At 66.1% G+C, this 20,523-nt stretch carries 15 protein-coding genes and 1 pseudogene; 13 read left to right on the forward strand and 3 right to left on the reverse strand.

Translation table 11 applies throughout. The features are described from left to right. The first annotated feature begins 103 nt into the window (after positions 1-103). Positions 104-391, forward strand: a complete 288-nt coding sequence (locus G5C50_RS27870; protein ID WP_165074317.1) for a hypothetical protein — start codon at positions 104-106, stop codon at positions 389-391. A gap of 30 nt (positions 392-421) precedes the next feature. Here G5C50_RS27870 and G5C50_RS27875 read toward each other — a convergent pair whose 3' ends face one another. Next, complete coding sequence (locus G5C50_RS27875; protein WP_240907398.1) at positions 422-1,396, reverse strand: NAD-dependent epimerase/dehydratase family protein; 975 nt, start codon at positions 1,394-1,396, stop codon at positions 422-424. 23 nt (positions 1,397-1,419) lie between these two features. Further along, positions 1,420-4,413 (reverse strand): thioredoxin family protein, encoded by a 2,994-nt coding sequence (locus G5C50_RS27880; protein WP_165074319.1) that lies wholly within the window; start codon positions 4,411-4,413, stop codon positions 1,420-1,422. Between the two features lie 290 nt (positions 4,414-4,703). Here G5C50_RS27880 and infC point away from each other — a divergent pair, with 290 nt between their 5' ends. The 8 genes and pseudogenes from infC (at position 4,704) to G5C50_RS27920 (ending at position 13,185) form a co-directional block, all read left to right on the forward strand. Then, a complete protein-coding gene (gene infC, locus G5C50_RS27885) occupies positions 4,704-5,216 on the forward strand; it encodes a translation initiation factor IF-3 (RefSeq protein WP_206107886.1) in 513 nt (170 codons plus the stop codon). A 274-nt stretch (positions 5,217-5,490) separates the two neighbouring features. After that, positions 5,491-5,670 (forward strand): annotated as a pseudogene (rpmI, locus tag G5C50_RS33325) (50S ribosomal protein L35); the annotation flags it as partial. A gap of 197 nt (positions 5,671-5,867) precedes the next feature. Continuing rightward, complete coding sequence (gene rplT, locus G5C50_RS27895; protein ID WP_165074323.1) at positions 5,868-6,269, forward strand: 50S ribosomal protein L20; 402 nt, start codon at positions 5,868-5,870, stop codon at positions 6,267-6,269. Positions 6,270-6,303: 34 nt separating this feature from the next. After that, entirely contained in the window at positions 6,304-7,311 is a 1,008-nt protein-coding gene (gene pheS / locus G5C50_RS27900) for a phenylalanine--tRNA ligase subunit alpha (protein WP_165074325.1), read from the forward strand. 75 nt (positions 7,312-7,386) lie between these two features. Further along, positions 7,387-7,623, forward strand: a complete 237-nt coding sequence (locus tag G5C50_RS27905) for a hypothetical protein (protein WP_165074327.1) — start codon at positions 7,387-7,389, stop codon at positions 7,621-7,623. A 3-nt stretch (positions 7,624-7,626) separates the two neighbouring features. Continuing rightward, the gene (locus G5C50_RS27910; protein WP_240907400.1) at positions 7,627-9,195 is read left to right on the forward strand and encodes an APC family permease; all 1,569 of its coding nucleotides are present in this window, start codon (positions 7,627-7,629) and stop codon (positions 9,193-9,195) included. 4 nt (positions 9,196-9,199) lie between these two features. Beyond that, the gene (gene pheT / locus G5C50_RS27915) at positions 9,200-11,221 is read left to right on the forward strand and encodes a phenylalanine--tRNA ligase subunit beta (RefSeq protein ID WP_165074329.1); all 2,022 of its coding nucleotides are present in this window, start codon (positions 9,200-9,202) and stop codon (positions 11,219-11,221) included. Positions 11,222-11,583: 362 nt separating this feature from the next. Beyond that, positions 11,584-13,185, forward strand: coding sequence for a GTPase family protein (locus tag G5C50_RS27920; RefSeq protein ID WP_165074331.1), 1,602 nt, complete (start codon positions 11,584-11,586; stop codon positions 13,183-13,185). Positions 13,186-13,188: 3 nt separating this feature from the next. On the opposite strand, the gene G5C50_RS27925 is transcribed toward G5C50_RS27920, so the two are convergent. Continuing rightward, complete coding sequence (locus G5C50_RS27925; protein ID WP_165074333.1) at positions 13,189-14,331, reverse strand: efflux RND transporter periplasmic adaptor subunit; 1,143 nt, start codon at positions 14,329-14,331, stop codon at positions 13,189-13,191. Positions 14,332-14,618: 287 nt separating this feature from the next. On the opposite strand from G5C50_RS27925, the gene G5C50_RS27930 reads away from it, so the two are divergent. The 4 genes from G5C50_RS27930 (at position 14,619) to G5C50_RS27945 (ending at position 20,480) form a co-directional block, all read left to right on the forward strand. Beyond that, on the forward strand, positions 14,619-16,205 hold the full coding sequence (locus tag G5C50_RS27930) for a DHA2 family efflux MFS transporter permease subunit (RefSeq protein WP_165074335.1): 1,587 nt from the start codon (positions 14,619-14,621) through the stop codon (positions 16,203-16,205). Between the two features lie 48 nt (positions 16,206-16,253). Further along, positions 16,254-17,822, forward strand: coding sequence for an HlyD family secretion protein (locus tag G5C50_RS27935; RefSeq protein ID WP_165074337.1), 1,569 nt, complete (start codon positions 16,254-16,256; stop codon positions 17,820-17,822). A 171-nt stretch (positions 17,823-17,993) separates the two neighbouring features. Beyond that, a complete protein-coding gene (locus G5C50_RS27940) occupies positions 17,994-19,376 on the forward strand; it encodes a TolC family protein (protein WP_206107885.1) in 1,383 nt (460 codons plus the stop codon). A 117-nt stretch (positions 19,377-19,493) separates the two neighbouring features. After that, positions 19,494-20,480 (forward strand): glycosyltransferase, encoded by a 987-nt coding sequence (locus tag G5C50_RS27945; RefSeq protein WP_165074341.1) that lies wholly within the window; start codon positions 19,494-19,496, stop codon positions 20,478-20,480. Positions 20,481-20,523 lie beyond the last annotated feature (43 nt).

Genomic DNA, 20,523 nt, shown 5'->3' on the forward strand with positions numbered 1-20,523 from the left:
GCACACCGCTTACCTAAAGATATTCTGTTCCCTAGGGGCCAATTCTGGTCGCGGTCCGACGCGGAATCCTCTCCCACGGAATCCATGCTTGGAGAAGTCGTATATGCAGCTCGAGGAGTTCGCGCGTATGACGCGGCGGGTCATCTCCAACCAGGGTTTTGACGACTATCTTCCGACTGCGATCTTTCCCGGTCGACAAATGATCATGGTGCTGGAAGGCATCCCCGTGGACGTGGATGTCGAAAAGGCCGCACTGGCTTGGGCTTCGCGCAAGGCCCAAGCGGACGAGGAATTTCTCGTGGCGTACAAGTCGTCGGATGATCATTTCAAGGTCGCGCGTCGAGCAGACGGCAAGTTCGAAGTGGCCGTCTACTCGATCGCGGAAGACTGATCAGACCGGTCAGCAACGATTCGGCTCAGCTCAACCCAGATCGGACAGGTCGAGCCTTGCCTCGCGACGGAGGGCGGCGAAGCGCTCGTAGGTCTCGGCGATCCCCTGTCGCAGCGAGGTGCGCGGGATGGGGCCGAGGGAGGCCTGGAGGCGGGAGTCGTCGAGGCTGGGGGCGATGGGGAGTTGCCGGTCGCCGTGGCTGACGAGCTTGGCGGCAGCGGGGACGACCTGGACGAGGGTCTCGACGAACGCCTCGATCGGTTCGACGGCCCCGCGAAGGTTGAAGGCCTCGGCACCCTCGAAGGGGGCTTCCAGGCCGCGGATGAACGTATCGGCGACGTCTCCCACGTACTGGAGGTCCTGATAGCCGCCGTAGCTGATTTGATAGGGGCGATCGGCGGCGACGGCCTTGATGGCCTTCGTCGGTTCGCTGGTCATGCCGAAATCCCGGCCAACGCCGTAGACCGTCCACGGCCGCAGGCCGACGCTCGTCACGCCCCGGTCGAGCCAGTAGACCCGCGCGTTCAGCTCGTTGCAGACCTTGAACGCGCCGTAGTGCGTCAGCGGGGCGAGTCGGATGCGGTCCGCGAGCGGCCCCGTCGCCCCTTCCTCCGGCGGCCCGTGGACGGCCGCCGAGCTGGCGTAGACAACGCGTGAAACCTGCTCGCGAAGGTCGGCCGCCGCCTCGAAGACCGCCAGCGTGCCGACCACGTTGACCATCGCCCCCTTGATCGGGTTCGCCCGACAGGTCGGCGCCTGGAGCCCCGCCAGGTGAAGGATATGCGTCGCCGCCGTCTCCTCAACGGCCTTCCGCACCGCCGCCGCGTCCGAGACGTCTCCCGCGATGAACCGCACCGCCGCGCGACGGTCAGCGTCGAGGACCAGATCGAGCCGGTGTGTATCTTCGACCAGATCCAGCACCCAGACGTCGTGCCCGCCTTCAACCAGCTTCTTCACGACCCACGACCCAATGCAGCCGTAGCCGCCCGTCATCAAAACCCGCACCGGCGTTCTCCCTTCCAGTCCCGTCAGGGCTTCTTCTCAAGCTGCTGCCGCAGCCCGGCGAGCGTCTCGTCGGACATCCTCGGCGCGGTCTGCTTGAACATCGTCATGAAGTGGTTGATCCCGGACTTCGACGAGGGGGAGGGGAACCCGATGTTCCTTGCTTCGACGTACTCGTCGAGATCATGGACGTTGGAGGTGATCAGTGTCTTACCCTCGGCGTCGAGGATCGCGAAGGTGGGGACGCCGAATCGGTCGGTCCCCCAGCATTGGATTGCGACCGCCATGGCGTGCACGTCACGGCTTGCGTCGAGCCGGATCAGAACGTAGTGTCGCTCCAACTCGGCCTTGTTAGCCTCGAGAAACCGCCCGAGACTCCGGCAGGGACCGCACCAGGAACCCCCGATTTCCACGAAGAGGCGTTTGTCCTCGGCTTTCGCTCTCCTCAAGCCCGCGGACAGCATGGCCTCGGCATCGCGCGTGGGAAGCTTGTGGGCCAGCAAAAATGTACCAAGCGCCGAGACGTCCAGCTTCCTGTCAGGCTCGAGCGTGAGCGAATGCGAGGCGACCGGCTTGCCTTCACCGGAAAGCACGACGAGGACCGGCGGCTTTCCTTCTCTCGCCGCGACTCCGAGGTCACTCGCGAACGCCTGCACGTCGGCCTGGGAGTCGTCCAGAGAAGCCAGTTCAAATTCCCATCGAAGCCTGTAGAAGGCCTGCCTTTGGCTCGGATTGTCGGACGTCATATCGTCCTGCTCCGACCGTTCGTTAAAGAGACGGAAGAGTTCGAGGCAGGCAGGATCCTCGGCTCTCCCGAAGAGGAGAAGGGGCCGAGTGTATTCGAGTTCGGCCCCCTCAAGAACGGCCTTCAGCTTCTCGGATGGGGTCTTATCCTTGCTTTGGGTGAATGAAGCGGTGGTGATCTGCTCCTCCGTGAGCGGGGAGTAGGGCTTGCTCGGACTCATATCGACGGACACCTGCCCCAGATCTAGCAGCCCTGGACGATCGGCGATCACCTCCGTCCGCACCGTATAACTCCTCCGATTCCCTCGGTCCTCCGCATGGATCCCGTACAACTCGCCGACGACCAGTCCCGTGAGTTGGAAACGTCCCTCGTGGTCCGTCCTGGTCACCCCGCCGAAGTACTCGCCCGCCGACCCGTGGCGATCGAAGCCACGGACGACCCGAACCGCGTATGTCAACTCGCGGTCGACGACGAACTTTCCCTCGGGGTCGACGAGGCGGCCGGAAGCGGTCGCCGTCGGTTTGAGGACGATCCGCGCCTCGGTCGCCGTGGGGTTCAGCCGCACGACGCCTCCCTGGGTACGGTCGGGCGTCGCCGCCCCCAACACCAGCGGATCGAGCCACCGGCGGATCCGGGCGACTCCTCCCTCCTTGGTTCGGAGAGGGGTGACCTGGCCTCTCGCCGCGTGGTATCCCCCCTCGACGAGAGCGCCGACGACGGGTTTGCCGTCACCGTCGACCACCGTGAGCTTCAGTTGGCCGAACTCAGGCCGAGGCATTGCGAAGTTCTGGACGATCTCTAAAGGTGGATTTTCGGCCGGGATCACTATTTGGACGGGCTCGACTCGGGCAGGCCCCTCAACCCGGTATTCGCCGGGGCCAAGCAGAAACTCGTAACGGCCATCTACGTCAACCGGCGCGTCGAACGACATCGAAAGCGTGCGCGCTCGGACCCCGGGAGGCAGGATGTCGGCCGGAACGTCCCCCTTCTTGATGATGGCTCTGATATAGGTGGACTCGGTCGGCGGTTGCTCCTCGCCGACCGTTACCCGGCCTTTCACTCGAGTCCCTCGACCGAGCACCAAGTCGATGCCCTCGGCCGGCTTCCCGGCTCGTACGATCACGTCCGGGCGGAGTGGGGCGGCCATGCCGTCCTTCGAGGCCTTAAGGATATAGGCGTATTCACCGTAGACCTTGATTTCGTATCGGCCGTCGCCATCGGCTTCGACCTGACCGCGGAAGGTCTCAATTCCGGCCCCATGGCCTTCGATATTGACCTTTGCGTTCGACGCCCCCCGACCATCGGGTGTTAAAACGCGACCGGAGAGGCGGACGTACGGATACAAGGTGATCGTGACCTGATCGACGGGCTTGTCAGCGAGGACCCTCGTGACTCCGTTCTGCCGGTAGTAGTCGGGAGAACGGTCCAAAACGTAATAGTGGTCGACCAATCGCTCCGGCAGCCAGTCGAAGATCGCATAGCCGTCCGCGTCTGTCGGTCGAAGGACGTCCGCCATCGACGCCAGTAACGTGCTTTCACGACCAGGCTTCTGGAAGTTCGTCGGCATGAGCATGACACCAGGGATCGGCTTTCCGTCCGGTGCCACAATTCGAACCCGCAGCGGGGGACGCGCGCCGTCGAGAGTGAGCGTCATCCTCTCCGGCAATGGTATTAGGGGCTCGGCCGAATTCCGGGCCCGCTCGGCCTGCTGGTAGTCGAGTCCGACCTTCGATTTGAGGGCGTAGACTCCCCAAGGAGCTACGTCGGTTGGAACGTTCGCCGTCCATCGCCCTAAGGCGTCGGTACGGCCGCCGACGAACGGTAACCCATCTACGAGGAACCGGACCTCTGCATCCTGGACTGGCCGAGTTTGACCGTCGACCACCTGAACCTCGAGTCTTCGCGCCGGCTTGAGAACGACGCGGACAGGAATCCCCGGAGGATCTCCAAATCCGAGCCTGAGCGTACCAAGCCTCCCCGCACCGTCGCGTGCGCTGACGAGGGCGATCGGTCGGCCCTGCAGATCCCTGGCGACCTTGACGCGAAAAACCCCGCTCGCGTCTGTCTTCGTCGAGTTGGACGCGATCAGGCCTTCGGCGCCGACCTCCACGTCGACGGCTGGCTTTCCCGATTCGTCGACCACGACTCCCGTCAGGATGGTCTCGTCTGGGGCCTTTCCGAAGGCCTCGGTGCGGGGCGAACCCAGAAGATGAATCACCGACAGGAAAAGCCCGAGAATCCACCATTTTTGAGCGGACTTGGCAGACCTTCGCATGGAAGTCGCTCCAGTGAAGCCGGGATGGTCGCGTCGCCACATGTCAACAGCGCCCACGGGCCAAGTCAATCATTGGAAGTGTGGAGGAAAAATGAAGAGCACGGCGAGCGGTCGACCTTGACAATCCCCCGCTCGAGCCGTAATGGTTAAGGTTGCCTTGCAACGATCGGTCGAACGGCTGTGGTTGGCCGTTTCGGGGTCGTTTTCGGGGGAGCCGAGGCCGCTGGAGCGACCCGCGTCATACCTTTCCTGCAAGGCTTCCAGAGTAACCCGTCCCCGAGGAGGACGTCATCGGACCGATCGAGCGAGGACTGAGGGTCAACGAGCAGATCCGCATCTCCCCCGTGCGGGTCATCAACGCGGAAGGCGCCATGCTGGGCGTCATGCCGACCAACAAGGCGCTCGAGGCCGCACGCGAGGCGGGGATGGACCTGGTCGAGGTGGCGCCGAACGAACGGCCGCCGGTCTGCAAGATCATCGACTACGGCAAGTTCAAGTACACCCAGAAGAAGCGTCTGACCAAGCAGAAGCAGCACCAGGTCCAGATCAAGGAGATCCGCGTCCGCCCCAAGACCGGCGATCATGACATCGAGGTCAAGGTGAAGCGGGCGAAGGAGTTCCTGGAAGCCAAGGACAAGGTGCTGGTCAACGTCCTCTTCCGGGGCCGCGAGCTGGCGCACATCGATGAAGGCCGCAGGGTGATGGACGAAGTTCTCCAGGCCCTCGAAGAAGTGGGCAAACTGGAGAAGACGCCCTCCATGGAAGGCCGAAGGATGACCGCCATCCTGGCCCCTCGGGCGTAACGCCCGGTCCGACGTCGACCCTGATTTTCGCCCGCCGGCGCGGATTTTCGTGCGCGTGCCGGCCGGGCAGTCTGGACGACGACGGCCTCGCTTTGCTACGATGTTCCGCTCGGCTCACGATCGGCGTCCCCCCGGACGAGCCGAATGCTTCACGGGCGTCGGGCCGCATCGAGCATGGCGGCCCGCCCACCCGAACCCGCGACGACGCTCCGCCCCCCTTCTGGGCGACCGCCCCGCGGCCGACACTTACTGGACTGAACAGGACGGTAGCGCAATGCCCAAGATGAAGACCCACAAGGGGATGAAGAAGCGGTTCAAGGTGTCGGCCACCGGCAAGGTCTCGCACAAGCGTTGCGGATCCTCGCACTTGAACAGCCACAAGAGCGGCAAGAAGATCCGTCGGCTCCGCAAGAAGAGCTGGCTGAGCGTCTCCGCCGAGACCAAGCGCGTGCGGAAGGCCGTCCGTCGCCGGATCTCGACCAATCCCCACGCCGTCGAGGCCGCCCGGCTCGCCGCCCAGGCCGAAGACAAGGCCCTGGAAGCCCAGGCCGCCGCCGCCCCCGCCGCCGAGTGACCGACTGATCCCGAATCCTCGAATCTCCTAGCGAAACGGGCCCCCGGACTCCGGCGAGCCCCACGAGAGTCTGAACCATGCGTGCAAGAAAAGGTGCGGCCCGCCGCCAGGCCAAGAATCGGCTGTTCAAGGCCGTCAAGGGGTTCGTCGGCGGCCGCGGGCGGCTGCTGAAGTCGGCCAAGGAGACCCTCCTCCGCGCCGGCATGTTCTCGTTCCGCGACCGCCGAGCCAAGAAGCGCGAATTCCGCCGCCTCTGGATCGTCCGCCTCAGCGCGGCCGCCGAGATGCGCGGGATCAAGTACAGCCGCTTCATCCACGGCCTGAAGCTCGCCAAGGTCGGCCTCGACCGCAAGAGCCTCTCCGACCTGGCCATCTACGACTCCGAGACCTTCGACGCCATCGTCGCCAAGGTTCGGGCCGAGCTGGACAAGTTCGACGAGGCCCTCAAGGCCCGTCAGCAGAAGGCTAAGACCGCCTGATTTTGACGCCCGACCCGAGCCGGATCGAGCCGAGATGACCCCCACCGGATCGCTTCAAGACGCCCTCCTGGAGCTGGAAGAGCTCCAGGCGAGGGCGCTGCACGCCTTCACGTCGGCCGCCTCTCCGGACGACGTCGAGGCCGCGCGCATCGAATACCTGGGCCTGAAGCAGGGACGGCTCAAGGCCGCCCAGGAACGGCTCAAGTCGCTGCCGTCGGACGGCAAGAAGGAATACGGGCGGCAGTTCAACGGCGTCAAGCAGGCCCTTGAGGCCGCATTCGACGCCGCCCGCGGCCGCGTCGAACGGAAGAAAGTGGCCGACGACGCGGTGGACGTCACCCTTCCGGGGATCGCTCCCCGCCTGGGCCGTCGCCACCCCCTGACGCAGACGGCCGAGGAACTCATCGACATCTTCGGCCGGCTCGGCTTCGCCGTGGCCCGCGGCCCCGAGGTCGAGGACGTTCACCACAACTTCGACGCTCTCAACATCCCCCCGGTCCATCCGGCCCGCGACCCTCTGGACAACTTCTACCTGTCCGAAGGGAGCATGCTCCGGAGCCAGACCAGCACCATCCAGATCCGGGTGATGGAGTCCCAGCCGCCCCCCGTCCGGGTGGTGGCCATCGGCCGGGTCTACCGGCCCGACACCGTCGATGCGACCCACTCGTTCATGTTCCATCAGATCGAAGGTTTGATGGTCGATGACGGCGTGACGATGGGCGACCTCAAGTCGATCCTCCGGTTGTTCGCCAAGAGTTATCTGGGCGAGGACGTCCAGATCCGCTTCCGGCCCTCGTTCTTCCCCTTCACGGAACCGAGCGTGGAAGTCGATATGCTCTGGCACGGCGGTCGCAGATGGGTTGAAATGGGTGGAGCGGGGATGGTCGACCCCAACGTGTTCAAGGCGGTTGGCTACGACCCCGAGCGGGTGACCGGCTTCGCCTTCGGCCTGGGGATTGAGCGGCTTTGCATGCGTCGGCACGGCATCGACGACATCCGCCTCCTCTACCAGAACGACGTCCGTTTCCTCGACCAGTTCTGACCCGAGCCGGCCGCCCGCAGCACCCACTTCGAGGCGAACAGCGATCGAACGCTCGTACCGAGCAGGGGGCCTCCGATGAACGAAGTCCAGGACAGCGTGATCGTGACCGCCGGGGCGACCGCCCACGGCGTCTGCGTACATCACCACGATTTTCCCGAGGTTCGCGCCGAGGGGCAATCGACCAAGGAGGCCGCGGCGCTGCTGGCGAACAAGCTGGCAGCCGCGATGGACACCGCCTTGACCGACTGGCGCCGGCAATCGCTGACCAAGGCGATCACCGACGTCTCTGAATACGTCAAGCGGGAAGGCTGAGCGGTGGCGACCGAGGAAGCCGAACCGGCGAAGACCGCCAAGGCCCGAAGGGCGCCAGCCCTGTCACGGGATCTCGGCGTCCTCGACGCCTCAATGCTCGTGATGGGAGCCATGATCGGCTCGGGCGTGTTCATCACGTCGGCCGAGTCGTCCCGGCAGGTCGGATCGCCCGGCTGGCTGCTGGTCGCCTGGGTTCTCGCCGGGCTGATGACCATCGCGGGCGCCCTCTCCGTGGGTGAACTGGCCGCCATGATGCCCAAAGCGGGCGGTCAGTACTACTTCCTGCGCACCGCCTACGGTTCTCTGGCGGGCTTCCTTTTCGGCTGGTCGATGTTCCTGGTCGTTCAGACCGGCACCATCGCGGCCGTGGCGGTGGCCTTCGCCAAGTTCCTCGGCGTCTTCATCCCTGGAGTTTCGGCCGAGAACGCGCTGGCCGAACTCCATCTGGGCCGTTATGCGCTTCGAATCACAACCCAGCAACTGACCGCCGTGGTCGTGATCGTCTTGCTGACGATCGCCAACACCCGCGGGCTGAAGCTCGGGGCGTTGATCCAGAATTCATTCACGTTCGCCAAGACGGCCGCCCTGATCGGCCTGATCCTGGTCTGCTTCGCGCTGGGGATCGACAAGCAGGCCGCCGCCTGGACGTCCAACTGGTGGAATCCCTGGGCGAACGGCTGGACTCCGCAGGCGGCCTACAACGGCTGGATCGGCCTCGACGGCGGACTCGGCCTGGTGCTCCTGGTGGGGCTGGCGATGGTCGGCCCGATCTTCTCGTCGTCGGCCTGGAACAACGTCACGTTCGTGGGCGAGGAAGCACGCGACCCCGCCCAGACGCTCCCCAAGGCGCTCTTGCGGGGAACCGTCGCCGTGATCGCCCTCTACTGGCTGGCGAACGTCGCCTATCTGGTGACGCTGCCGTTCGACGGCATCCAGCACGCCCCGCAGGACCGCGTCGGCACGGCGGCGATGGAAGCGGCCGTCGGGGCGAGCGGTCGCTACCTGATGGCGGGCGCGATCCTGATCTCGACCTTCGGCTGCGTCAACGGCCTGATCCTGGCCGGCGCGCGGGTCTACTACGCGATGGCCCGCGACCGTCTCTTCTTCCAGGCCGTGGCCAAGACCAACGAGCACCACGTTCCGGCCGTCGCGCTTTACGCCCAGGGCGTTTGGGCCAGCTTGCTGACCCTGCCGGCGACCGTCGGCGTCCATCCGGAGACGGGCGCGCCGACGTTTGGGAACCTCTACAGCGAACTCCTCGAATACATCATCCCCGTCGACCTGCTCTTTTGCATCCTGATGGTCGCGGCGGTGATCCTGATGCGGCGGAAGGCCCCGTTCCTGAACCGGCCGTACAAGACGCTGGCCTATCCACTGCCTCCCGCTTTGTACATCGGCCTGGCCTCGCTGCTGGTGGCCGACTTCCTGCTTCTCAAGCCCCTGACCTCGGGCGCTGGGTTCCTGATCGTGCTGACGGGCCTCCCCGTCTACTTCCTGTGGACCCGCGCCCAGTCGAAAGCAGCGGCCCGTCCCCGAACGGCGTCGCCGAGCCCCGAGCCCGCGAGCGAATAGCCCGATGATCGTCAGCTGGAACCAGCTTCTCGACTACGTGCGCCTCGACATGCCCGTGGAGGCCCTCACCGAACGCCTGGCCCTGACCGGCCTGAACCACGAGTCCACCGAGGACGTCGGCGGCGACCTGGCGATCGACCTGGAGGTCACCAGCAACCGCTCCGACTGCCTGGGCCAGATCGGCGTGGCCCGGGAAATCTCGGTCCTCTTCGATCGGCCCTTAAGCGTGCCGGCCGCTGCGCCGAGGACGTCGGGAGATCCGGTCGAGAAGTTCGCCGCCGTCGCCGTCGAGGAGCCAGGCCTCTGCCCGCGGTTCACAACACGGGTGATGACCGGCGTGAAGGTCGGCGAGAGCCCCTGGTGGATGAAGCGTCGGCTGGAGACGCTGGGCGTCCGGCCGGTCAGCAACATCGTCGACGTGACGAACTACGTCATGTTCGAATGCGGCCAGCCGCTGCACGCCTACGACCTCGACAAACTGGAAGGCCGCCGGCTCATCGTGCGCAAGGCTCGCGCGGGTGAGAAGCTCAAGGCGATCAACGGCAAGGATTACGCCCTGGAGCCGGAGATGCTCGTCATCGCCGACGCCGCCCGACCCGTCGGCCTGGCCGGCGTCATGGGGGGGCTGGAGACCGAGATCGGCCCGGGGACGACCAGCATCCTGATCGAGGCCGCCCGGTTCGACGCGATGTCGGTCCGCAAGACCTCGCGGGCTTTGGGCCTGTTCAGCCCGTCGAGCTTCCGGTTCGAGCGGCCTCTCGACCCCGAAGTCGCCGACTGGGCCAGCCGCCGCACGGCCGAGTTGATCCTGGAACTCTGCCCGGGGAGCGTCCTGCATCCGGGCGTCATCGACGTCGCCGCGCCGGCCTCGCCCCGCAAGCCGATCATTCTCCGGCTGGCGCAGATCCCCCGGGTGCTGGGGATCGCCATCGACCCCGTGGAAGTCCGGCGCATTCTGGAAGCCCTCGGTCTTGTGGTTCTGGATGAGACTGCGGCCACGATCAAGGCCGTTCCCCCGTCCTGGCGGACCGACCTGGAGCGGGAGATCGACCTGATCGAGGAGGTCGCCCGGATCCACGGCTACGAGAAGATCGTCGAGAACCGCCCGATCCCCGTCACGACGGCTCCGCGCGGGCGTCGCGAGCGGGTCGAGGACGCGATCCGCGAATCGCTGACGGCCATGCGGATCGACGAGGCCGTGACGTTCAGCCTGGTAGAAGACTCGCTGGCAGTCCCCGTCACGATGGAAGGCGCTGAAGCCCAGCCGCTACGGGTCTCGCACTCCAGCCGCAAGCGCGAGAACGCCCTGCGGCGGAGCATCATCCCCAGCCTGCTGGCCGTCCGCCGCCACAACGAGGCTCACGGCGTGGCCGACGCCCGCGTTTTCGAGATCGCCGACGTCTACATCCCCCGCGAGGAAGGCGGCACGCCCGACCAACCACCTCGGCTGGCGATCGCCGCCGGCCTGGACTTCCGCGGGCTGAAGGGAGTCGTCGAGACCTTGCTGCGAAGCCTGCTGATCGCCGAGCCCCTCTCGGCCGAGCCGGCCTCGCTGCCCTTGTTCTCCGAAGGCCGCGCCGCGACGCTCGCGCTGGGCGACGTCCGCCTGGGATGGATCGGCGAGGTCGACGCCGCCAAGCTGGAGGCGTTTGAGCTACGGAACACCTGCTCGGCCTGCGAGTTGGACCTTGGGCTCCTGCTGGAGAAGGCCCGGACGGTCGCCCAGTACAAACCCCTGCCGTCGTACCCGGCCGTCGTCCGCGACCTGTCGCTGGTCCTCGACCGGAACGTCGCCTGGGCCGAACTCTCGGCCGTGGTCCGCGAAGCAGCCGGCCCGACGTTCCGTCAGGCCGACTATCTGGACACCTTCCGAGGCGGCAATCTCCCCAACGACAAGCAGAGCGTCCACTTCGCCCTGACCTTCCGCGACGACGACCGCACGCTGACCGGCGAGGAAGTCGAGAAGGCCGTCCAGGACGTCGTTGCGTCCTGCTCGCGGAAGCTGGGGGCCTCGCTTCGAGCCTGACGGCGCGGGATTTGTAGCGAGTAAGGTTGGAACAAGCGTCCGTTTTCTGTAATCCGGAACCATAACGGCCTTCCCCCCTCGCGGGGGAAGGTGGCCGCGCAGCGGCCGGATGAGGGGGGATCGGCGTGGGGTTGATCGTCCGACCATCGACCGTGCATCCCACGGCGGCCGTCCCCCTCATCTGACCGCTTTGCGGTCTGTCTTCCCCCGCGAGGGAGGAAGACCGTCCTCGGCTTCGACCACCCATTCGATCCGAAGTCCGACGACCCTCACCCGGCCCTTCGGGCCGCCCTCTCCCGGGGGGAGAGGGGACATGAGACGCGGCGTGGCGTTGAATTACGCCGAAACCCCTGGACCCGACCGTGCGAGAAACCCTGGCCCGCTGGCGGACGAATCTGGGACTGCTCCTCCAGGAGTGGCGGACGGGGGTCCTCTTGCTCCTGTTTTTCGGCCCGTTCCTGGCCTACATCGGGTTCGGGACGATCTGGCTGTATGAGCAGGGCTGGATCATTCCAGCAGTGCTGGCCTGGATCATTGCCGGCGGCCTGTTCGCGTTCCTGGCGGCGCGCTGGACGACCAGCACCCGGACCGTCCTGCCGCCGCTCGATTGGGACTCGCCCCGCACCTTCGCTCCGATGGATCGCGAGGCCTGGAAGATTGTCGAGGACGAGGCCCACGAGGCCGAAGCCCTGGCGATGGAAGCCCTCATCGACGGCGACCGCTACATCGCCACCGGCCGCGCGCTGATGGAACGGCTCGCCGTTCACTATCACCCGGACTCGAAGCATCCACTCGACGAGGTGCCCGTCGTCGAGCTTCTCAGCGCGTTGGAACTGGCCGCGGAAGACCTCGCGAAGCTGACCCGCCAGATCCCCGGCGGCGACATGATCACGCTGTCGCACTGGCGGAGGGCGATGCAGCTTTCCAATTACATCTCCAAGGCCAACGACCTTTATGCGTTGGTCTCGCCGTTCCTCAACCCGCTCAGCGGCCTGACGCGGATCGGGACCCGCGAACTCGTGGTCAAGCCGGCATGGAAGAACATGCAGCAGAACGTCCTGCGCTGGTTCTTCCAGGCCTACGTCAACCGACTGGGCGTCCACCTGATCGAGCTGTTCAGCGGCCGGCTGGCGATCGGGGTCGACGAATACCGCCGATTGACTCGCCGACGGCCGATGTCCTCGATCAAGGCCGACCTCGACGAGCCCCTCTCCATCGCCGTGGTGGGCTCGCGGGAGTCGGGCAAGACGCGACTGATCGAGGCGGCTCGCGAGGTCTTCCAGGGGGATGACCGTCCTGTCCGCGCCCGGATGGAGGGCATGGGCCTGGACCCGGGCCTCGTCGACCGTCTGAAGCATGTGAAGTACGTCGAGGCCGTCGGCTACACGTCCAATGGGGACGCGGATCGCGAGTCTCGTGGCGATCGTTCCTCGCGTGACGCGGCCGTGGCGGCGACGGTCGACGCCGACATGCTCGTGCTGGTGATCGACGGCCGAAAGGGGCTGCAGGCGGCCGATGTCGCCTTCGCCAAAGCGTGGGATGCATATTTCCTTCAGCATCCCGACCGCGAGCCCCCCCCCACCCTGGTCGTGGTGACGGGCGTCGACCGCGAGGAGTTCGGACAGGTCTGGCAGCCTCCCTACGATTGGTCCGTCGGCCAGGGCATGCGTGAGACGGCCGTCCGCAGCCTCTTTGACACGCTCCGCGCCGCCCTGCCGCCGACGTTCACCCAATTCGCCGCCGCCGGCCTTCCCGAGGGGACGCCCTTCGGGATGATCGAACACGTCCTCCCCGCCCTCGCCGAGCAGCTCCACCGCGCCGAGCGGGCCGCCCTGCTCCGCCGCCTCCACGCCGCGGCCAACCGGTCGAAGTTCGGCCGAGTCGCCAGTCAACTCGGCCAGCAGGGAAAGAACGTCTGGGCCCACCTCAAGAACCGGCGGGGGAAGTCGGCCAAGCCTTCGTGACCCTCAGAAGGGCGTGGCTCCCGCCGCGTTCCCGGCTGGCGGCGTCGGACGTCGTCCCGAGTTGCTCGCGGGGCGGGAGGCTGGAACGCCCGCGGTGGGAGCGACCGAGGCCGGCATTCCCGGCTGGTTGCGGTCGGGAGGAGCCCCTTCGACCTTCCCTTCGCCGCCGAAGCGGACGAACGTGCCGGGCAGGAGCGGCACGGACGTTGAGACGATCACCGAATCGCTCCCTCGGAATGCGCCGGCGACCTGAATGCGCTCGGGGCCGAGGTTGCCCAGGGGCTTGATGCGGACGTCGACGACATGCTCGGCGCGGATGACCTGGACCGTGGAGTCGGGCACTCCGGCGGCCGGGGGCTTGATGGCCGACCGCGGCACGACGGCCACCGGCGACACGGGGAGGCTGGCGCTCCGGACTCGCAGGCCCGGCTCAAGATCCCCCTTGGTGTTGGGGACCTGGATCCAGGCCGCGGCGAAGGGTGCCGCCAGCTCACGGACGGGCTTGAAGTCGTCGTCCGTCGGCAAGGGGACGATGTTCTGAACCTTGGCGGACTGCTCCTGATCCTCGATGTAGACGGACGTCTCGCCCCCCGCCTTCACCGCCCGACGGTCCACCGGCGCGAGGGCTTTCAGGATGGTCACGTCGGCCAGCTCGGCGATCACGGTTCCCTTCAGGACGTACTGGCCGGAGGCCACGGGTGTGGCGACGATCCGTCCGGCGAAGGGGGCTCGCAGCGTCAGGCGGTCCAGGGCCAGCCGAGCCATCTCGACGCGAGCGTCGGCGGCGTCGAGTTGGGCCTTGCCGGCGGCGGAAGGCGCCTGGCTCGCGGCGGCCTGCTTCTCGCGCTGCTCGGCCTCGGCGATCTTCAGCCGGGCGGCGGCCTCGGCGCGGTCCAGCTCGGCTAGCTGCTGGGTTTCGCGGACCGTCGAGCCGACCGTCGCGTCGACGCTCCTGACCAGTCCATCAGCCGGTGCAACGATCGTCACCCGTCGAATCGGCTCAAGTGTGGAGACGACCTGGAAGCGTTCGGGCGGGGTGAGTGAGATCGGCTCCGCGTCGATCGTCGCCGAGGTCGGGAGAGTCTGGCCCTGGGCGGAGGCCGAGATCGCCAGGATCATCCCAGCGGCGAGCGTTCGGGTCTTCATCGGCTTGGCCCTCGGGTGGGGGAGGATGTGGTCCGTGGAGGTGTAGGACGGAAGCGACCTCGGCCGAAGCCGTCCCGAGGTCCATCTTACGACGAATGCGTCCGACGGCGAAACCTTGACGCGGGAATGGTGGACGGCATAATGGCGTGCTGAGACGACCTTTGCACCTTCGGGTCATCCTCAAGGTGGGCCGATCCGGCCCCGGGTTCGTCGAGGATCATCGCCTCCAATCAACGAATAAGCATTTTTTGATCGTGATGGAGACGGAGGGCGGTCGGCCCGTTGTAATGGACGAGAATGCTGGTCACGTCAATCCCTGGCTGATTGCGACGGCGGTCACGATCGCGACGTTCATGGAGGTGCTCGACACGAGCATCGCCAACGTGGCCCTGCGCTACATCGCTGGCGGGCTTTCCGCCGCGGCCGACGACAGCGAGTGGGTCATCACCGCCTACCTGGCCGCCAACGCCTCTGTGCTCCTCCTTTCGGGATGGCTCGGCGCGTACCTGGGCCGCCGGAACTACTACCTGCTCTCTCTGGCCGTCTTCACCGCCAGTTCGGCGGCGTGCGGGTTCGCCACGTCGCTTGAGGAGTTGATCTTCTTCCGCGTCCTCCAGGGACTCGGGGGAGGCGGGCTCCAGCCGGTCACTCAGGCCGTGCTCCTTGACTCGTTCCCCCCTGAAAAACAGGGCCAGGCGCAGGCGATGTTCGTGATGTCCGCGCTCGTCGCCCCGGTGCTAGGGCCGACCGTCGGGGGCTACATCGCCGACAACTACGGCTGGGAGTGGATCTTCCTGATCAACATCCCACCCGGCCTGCTAGCCCTCTGGATGAACCAACGATTCCTGCACGACCCGCCGTATCTCGTCGAGGAGCGCCGGCGGCTTCGGAGCCAGCCGCTGAATTTCGACTGGCTCGGGCTGGGATTGATCGTGCTGTCGATGATCTGCATGGAAGTCCTGCTCAGCAAGGGGCAGGAATGGGACTGGTTCGACGACCCCTTCGGCCGCGTCCAGGTGATGACCTTCGGCTTCGTCGGCGGCTTCGTCGCCCTGATCGCCTGGGAGAAGCGACACCCCTCGCCGGTCCTGAACCTGGCTCCGTTTCTCGACCGCAATTTCGCCGGGTGCTGCATCATCGGCTATGTGACCATGGCAATCACCTACGCCTCGATGATTCTTCTTCCGGGGATGGTGCAAACCCTCTTCGGCTACAATGCCGTGTGGTCGGGGCTGATCATGTCGCCGGCCGGGTTGTTCTCGATTCCGGCGGTGATTCTTTCGGGCTATCTCGTCGGCCGAGGAGTCAACATCCGCGCGATCATCGTGGTCGGGGCCCTGCTCATGGCGGCGGGCGCCCTCTGGTTCACCAGGCTGAACCTGGAGGTGAGCCCGGGGCATTTCGTCTGGCCGCGCGTGGTGCAGCAGATCGGCACGGCGAGCATGTTCGCCCCTCTGAGCGTGGCCGCGTTCCTTTACCTGCCCCCGCATTTGAGAGGGCCGGCCGCCGGGATCTTCGCGGCCGTGCGAAATGAGGGTGGAAGCCTGGGAACGACCCTGGGAAAGACGATCGTCACACGCCGGTTCCCGTTCCATACCGATCGGCTCGCTGAATACTTCTCGTCATACAGTCACGCCTACAATGAGGTCTACGCGAACCTGCGGGCGTACTTCTATCAACTGACGGGCGACCCGGAAACGGCCGGCCGCATGGCGCTGGACGGCCTGGACACGCTTCGGAGCCAGCAGGCGATGGCCATGGCCTACCTTGACGCCTTCTGGGTCCTTGGGCTGCTCGCACTCACTCTGATCCCATTGGCGTTCCTGCTCAAACCGTCGCAGGCCGCCGAGGGGACGCCTGTCGGGGCTCATTGACCCCGATCGTGCGCCGCGACGCGACCGTTTTCCCACGAGCCCCAGTCGATGAGCCCCAACGACTCAACTCCCGCAGCCAAACCGACGCCGTCGACCGCTCCCGTCGCCGAGGCCCCCGCGCCGCCGGAGGCGCGGGTTGCGGCCCCCGCACCGCCTCCGCCCTCGCGGCCGAGCTTTCTGAGTCGGATGGTCCGGTTCGTCGTGGTCGCGGGGCTTTTGATTGGGGCCGGCGTCTATTTCTATCCTGGCATCCACCGATCGTTGACCACGGTCTCGACCGACGACGCCTTCGTCAACGGACACGTGACGCACGTTGCGCCTCGGATCCCTGAGACGGTGAAGGAGGTGCTTGTCGACGACAACGACTTCGTTCGTTCCGGCGACATGCTGGCGCGTCTGGATCCAGCCATGTGGGACATCCGGGTTCAGCAGGCGAAGTCGAACCTCACGGCCGAGGAGAGGGCCCGCGACCAAGCGGTGGCCAAGGCGTGGTCGGGCGCCGCGGCCGTTCGCGCGGGGCGGTTCGAGTTGGCTTCGGCGATTTCGGCGGTCCGAAACCAGGCCGCAACCCTTCGCGTGGCCGTGGCCCGGCTCAACGAGGCGAAGGCGGCCGAGGCTCTCGCCTCCAAGGAAGCGGCCCGTTACGCCGAGCTCGCCGAACGCAAGTCCGTCACCCAGGAGATGGCCGACGTTCGACGGACCGACTTCGAGCAGGCCCAAGCCCGCGTCCGCCAGGCGTTGGGCGAAGTTCACAGCGCGCGGGTGGGCCTGGAGATTCCCGACGAGCCCGCCCCCGGGCACCCCCTCGACGAAGTCCCGGCCGACGTCGATCAAAAGCACTCCAGCGTCCTCGACGCCCTGGGCAAGTTCGCTTTGAACCTCGCCGATCTGGGGGTGCCAACCCCCGCCTACTACGAATCCCCCGACCAGTTCATCGCCGAGTTGAAGAGCCGAGCCCCCGACGGGGACATCGACGCCCTGATCGGGAAGATCGTCCACGAGGCCCCTGTCGTGACCTCGGCCGCGGCGCAGGTCCAGATCGCGCGCGACCGACTCGCCGAAGCCGAGTTGAACCGGAGCTACTGCGAGATTCGCGCGGCCGTGGACGGCTTCGTCTCCAACCGCAACGTCAACCCGGGCGATCATGTGGCCGTCGGCCAGCGACTGATGGCGATCCGCTCCTTTCAGGAAGTCTGGATCGACTGCAACTTCAAAGAGACGCAGCTCGAGTCGATCCGCGTCGGCCAGCCGGTCGAGCTTGAGGTCGACGCCTATCCCCACAAAGTTTTCCACGGCCGAGTCACAGGCTTCAGCCCTGGAACGGGCTCTTCCATGTCACTGCTCCCTGCGCAGAACGCGACGGGAAACTTCGTGAAGATCGTTCAGCGTCTGCCCGTGAAGGTCGAACTCATCGGCGGCAATCCGCCCGTTACGCCGCTGTTCATCGGCCTTTCGGCGCGTCCACACGTCCTGATCCACGCTCAGCCGGAGGGCCCCAACGCCGGCCAGCGTCTGCGGGGGAGTTTCCCGAACGTCCCCGTCGAGCCGTCGTGGCCGAGTCTCAACGCCCCTTCCTCACCGCGAGAATCCTCCGAGGCCGCGCCACCGGCCCGGTGAACTCTGCGGCCTGCGCGTCTGGGCGAGTCCCTTTGTTCGTTTACGCCTGGCTTCGAGTGCCCACGCGCCGACTGGTCGACCGATAAAAGGCGCGTCCGAGATAGGCGACCCGCCAGGATGGCCGACTCGCCTCGCAAGTGCCTAACTCTCCGTGGAATGGGGGTGAACAGGATGCTCACCAGCCGTAGGCCTTTGCTGGTCGGTCTCGCGCTTCTCGGAGCCACGGCGTTCGCCGCCGCTCCGTCAACCCGAGCAGAGGATCTCAACGACGCCTGGGCTTCGGCTCTGGGGGTCAATCAGAAGCTCCGCGCCGAGCAGACCAACTCCATGGCCGCCGGCGTATCGGTGGCGGCCGAGCGGGCGGCAAGGTTCCCCACGATCCACAGTACGACCGGCGCGGCTTACTTCGGTCAGTCGCCCCGGTTCACCACGACGCTTGCCACGCCTGCCTCGGCGACTCCCACGCCTATCTCCTCGCCCCTCCTCGGCGCCAACCAGAGTTGGCTGCCGATCAGCTTCACGATGGCCACCCATCCGCTCTATACGTCCGGGCGGATCCAGGGCGCCATCGACGCGGCGAGCAGCCAGGCGGGCGCCCAACACGCCGTTGAGTTCCGCACGGCTCTCGACCTCAAGCTGGCTGTCGCGGAAGCCTACGTCGACGTCCTCCGTGGTCAGCGACGCCTTCAGGTGGCTCGCAGCAACGTCGCCCAGCTCGGATCGTTCGATCGCGATGTGAACAACCGGGTCGAACAGGGCGTCGCCACCCGCAACGACCAGCTCGCCGCCGACGTCGCCCTCAGCAACGCCCGGCTGCGCGAAGTCCAGGCGGTGACAGCCCTGGACATCTCCTGGGCCGTCTACAACCGCTATCTCTGCCGACCGGCGTACGTCAACGTCGAGCTGGTCGAGCTGTCGACGGATCCGACATATCCGGTAGAGGGGGATCCCGTCGCCGTCGCCATGTCGCGGGGAGCCCGCGGGCCCTCGCCCGAGGTCGACGCCCTGGTGCATCAGGCTCTTCGCAGCCGCCCCGAATTGGCCGAGCTAGCCCACCAAGGCCAGTCCCTGGAGGCCAAGGCTCGGGTCGCCAGTTCGGCCAACAAGCCGCAAGTGTCCGTCGGCGCGGGGCTGCTCTACGCCGGGTCGTCCTCGCTCAACCCGCAGACCAACTTTCTGGGGACGGCCTTCGTCGACTGGAACATCTTCGACGGCGGCGCTGCGCGGAGAAGATCGACGGCCTATGAGCTGCAGCACGCCGCTGTCTCCCGCCAGCGGGCCGACGCCGCCGACGACATCGCCCTTCAGGTCCACGTCCAGTGGAGCAGGCTTCAGGAAGCGAAGGTCAGCCTCGGCGTCGCGCAACATTCGGTCAGGCAGGCGGAGGAGAACATCCGGGTCGTCCTCAACCGCTATAAGGAGCAGGTCAGCACCTACACGGAGGTCCTCGACGCCGAGACCCGCCGCCTGGAGAGTCTCACCCGATACTACGACGCCTTCTACGACAAGTCCCTCGCCGAGTTCCGTCTTCACCGCGCCGTTGGGGACCTCTGATCCGGCCTCACGGAAGTACCGAATTCGAGGACATCATTCCGAATGCGGCCTAAGCTGGAGGTGTCAGGCCCGCATGCGCGGAGTATTCCATCATTATTCGATTCGGGAATGCCGCCGATGTTCAGATTCTCGATCGCGATGGGGACGTTCAACGGTGGTCGCTATCTGCAGGAGCAGCTCGACTCGATCCTCTCGCAGACGCGCCTGCCCGACGAGTTCGTCGTCTGCGACGACGGCTCGCAGGACGACACGTTGGAGATTCTGCGTCGATTCCAGAAGTCCGCGCCGTTCCCCGTCGAGGTCCACGAGAATCCCCGTCGCCTGGGCTGGGCCAAGAACTTCGAACGCACGATCGATTTCTGTACCGGCGACGTCGTCGCACCCTGCGACCAGGACGACGTCTGGCGTGAGGACAAACTGCAACGCCACGAAGAGATCTACGCCTCGGAACCGGACGTGCTGTTGATCTTCAACAACGCACGATATATCGACGCATCTTCACGACTCATCTCAGACAGGAACGTCTTTCAGACGACCTTCGACCGGGATCCAGGGCTTCGCGATGCGATGGCTGGGGACAAGGCCTTCACTGTCCTGGCCCGCACGCCGCGCGTCTCCGGCTGTATGATGTCGTTCCGAGCGAATTGGTGGCGTCGCATCGCCCCGGTCCCGGACGGAATCGGCCATGACGACTGGGTGGCCCTCTGCCTCTCCCTGGTCGGTCGGATCCAGATCGTCGAGGAACCGCTCAACCAGTATCGGGACCACGCAGCCCAGGTGACGAAGGGGGACGGATCGACGCCGCCGTCGGCCGTCTTCAACACCTTGATGAAGCAGCGAGCCGATCAGTTGGAGCACTGCCGCGACCGGATCTGCGAGTTCGCATCGGCGAATGGGCCGGTGCGGTTTCCGGCGTATCAATCCCATCTCGATGGTTTGATCCGCCATCTCCGCCGTCGTTCCACGCTGTCTCGGTTTCGCGCCCTGCGGGCCCCGGTCGTCCTGAAAGAGCTGGCGCTCGGCCGCTACGCGAAGTTCAACGACAACCTCCGCGACTGTTTGAGTCAGGACGGCCGACAGGGACGCTTCCTCGGATTGGACTGAGCCCCCCGAGGCAACGCCCCCGTCTTCGGAGAGACGACCGCGA

The organism is Paludisphaera rhizosphaerae (assembly GCF_011065895.1).
Taxonomy (GTDB): Bacteria; Planctomycetota; Planctomycetia; order Isosphaerales; family Isosphaeraceae; genus Paludisphaera; species Paludisphaera rhizosphaerae.

Excerpts from the sequence above, each read along its gene's own strand:
- G5C50_RS27870 (WP_165074317.1), top strand. The coding sequence starts at position 104 with ATGCAGCTCGAGGAGTTCGCGCGTATGACGCGGCGGGTCATCTCCAAC.
- G5C50_RS27880 (WP_165074319.1), bottom strand. The coding sequence starts at position 4,413 with ATGCGAAGGTCTGCCAAGTCCGCTCAAAAATGGTGGATTCTCGGGCTT.
- rplT (WP_165074323.1), top strand. The coding sequence starts at position 5,868 with ATGCGTGCAAGAAAAGGTGCGGCCCGCCGCCAGGCCAAGAATCGGCTG.
- pheS (WP_165074325.1), top strand. The coding sequence starts at position 6,304 with ATGACCCCCACCGGATCGCTTCAAGACGCCCTCCTGGAGCTGGAAGAG.
- G5C50_RS27905 (WP_165074327.1), top strand. The coding sequence starts at position 7,387 with ATGAACGAAGTCCAGGACAGCGTGATCGTGACCGCCGGGGCGACCGCC.
- pheT (WP_165074329.1), top strand. The coding sequence starts at position 9,200 with ATGATCGTCAGCTGGAACCAGCTTCTCGACTACGTGCGCCTCGACATG.
- G5C50_RS27925 (WP_165074333.1), bottom strand. The coding sequence starts at position 14,331 with ATGAAGACCCGAACGCTCGCCGCTGGGATGATCCTGGCGATCTCGGCC.
- G5C50_RS27930 (WP_165074335.1), top strand. The coding sequence starts at position 14,619 with ATGGACGAGAATGCTGGTCACGTCAATCCCTGGCTGATTGCGACGGCG.
- G5C50_RS27935 (WP_165074337.1), top strand. The coding sequence starts at position 16,254 with ATGAGCCCCAACGACTCAACTCCCGCAGCCAAACCGACGCCGTCGACC.
- G5C50_RS27940 (WP_206107885.1), top strand. The coding sequence starts at position 17,994 with ATGCTCACCAGCCGTAGGCCTTTGCTGGTCGGTCTCGCGCTTCTCGGA.
- G5C50_RS27945 (WP_165074341.1), top strand. The coding sequence starts at position 19,494 with ATGTTCAGATTCTCGATCGCGATGGGGACGTTCAACGGTGGTCGCTAT.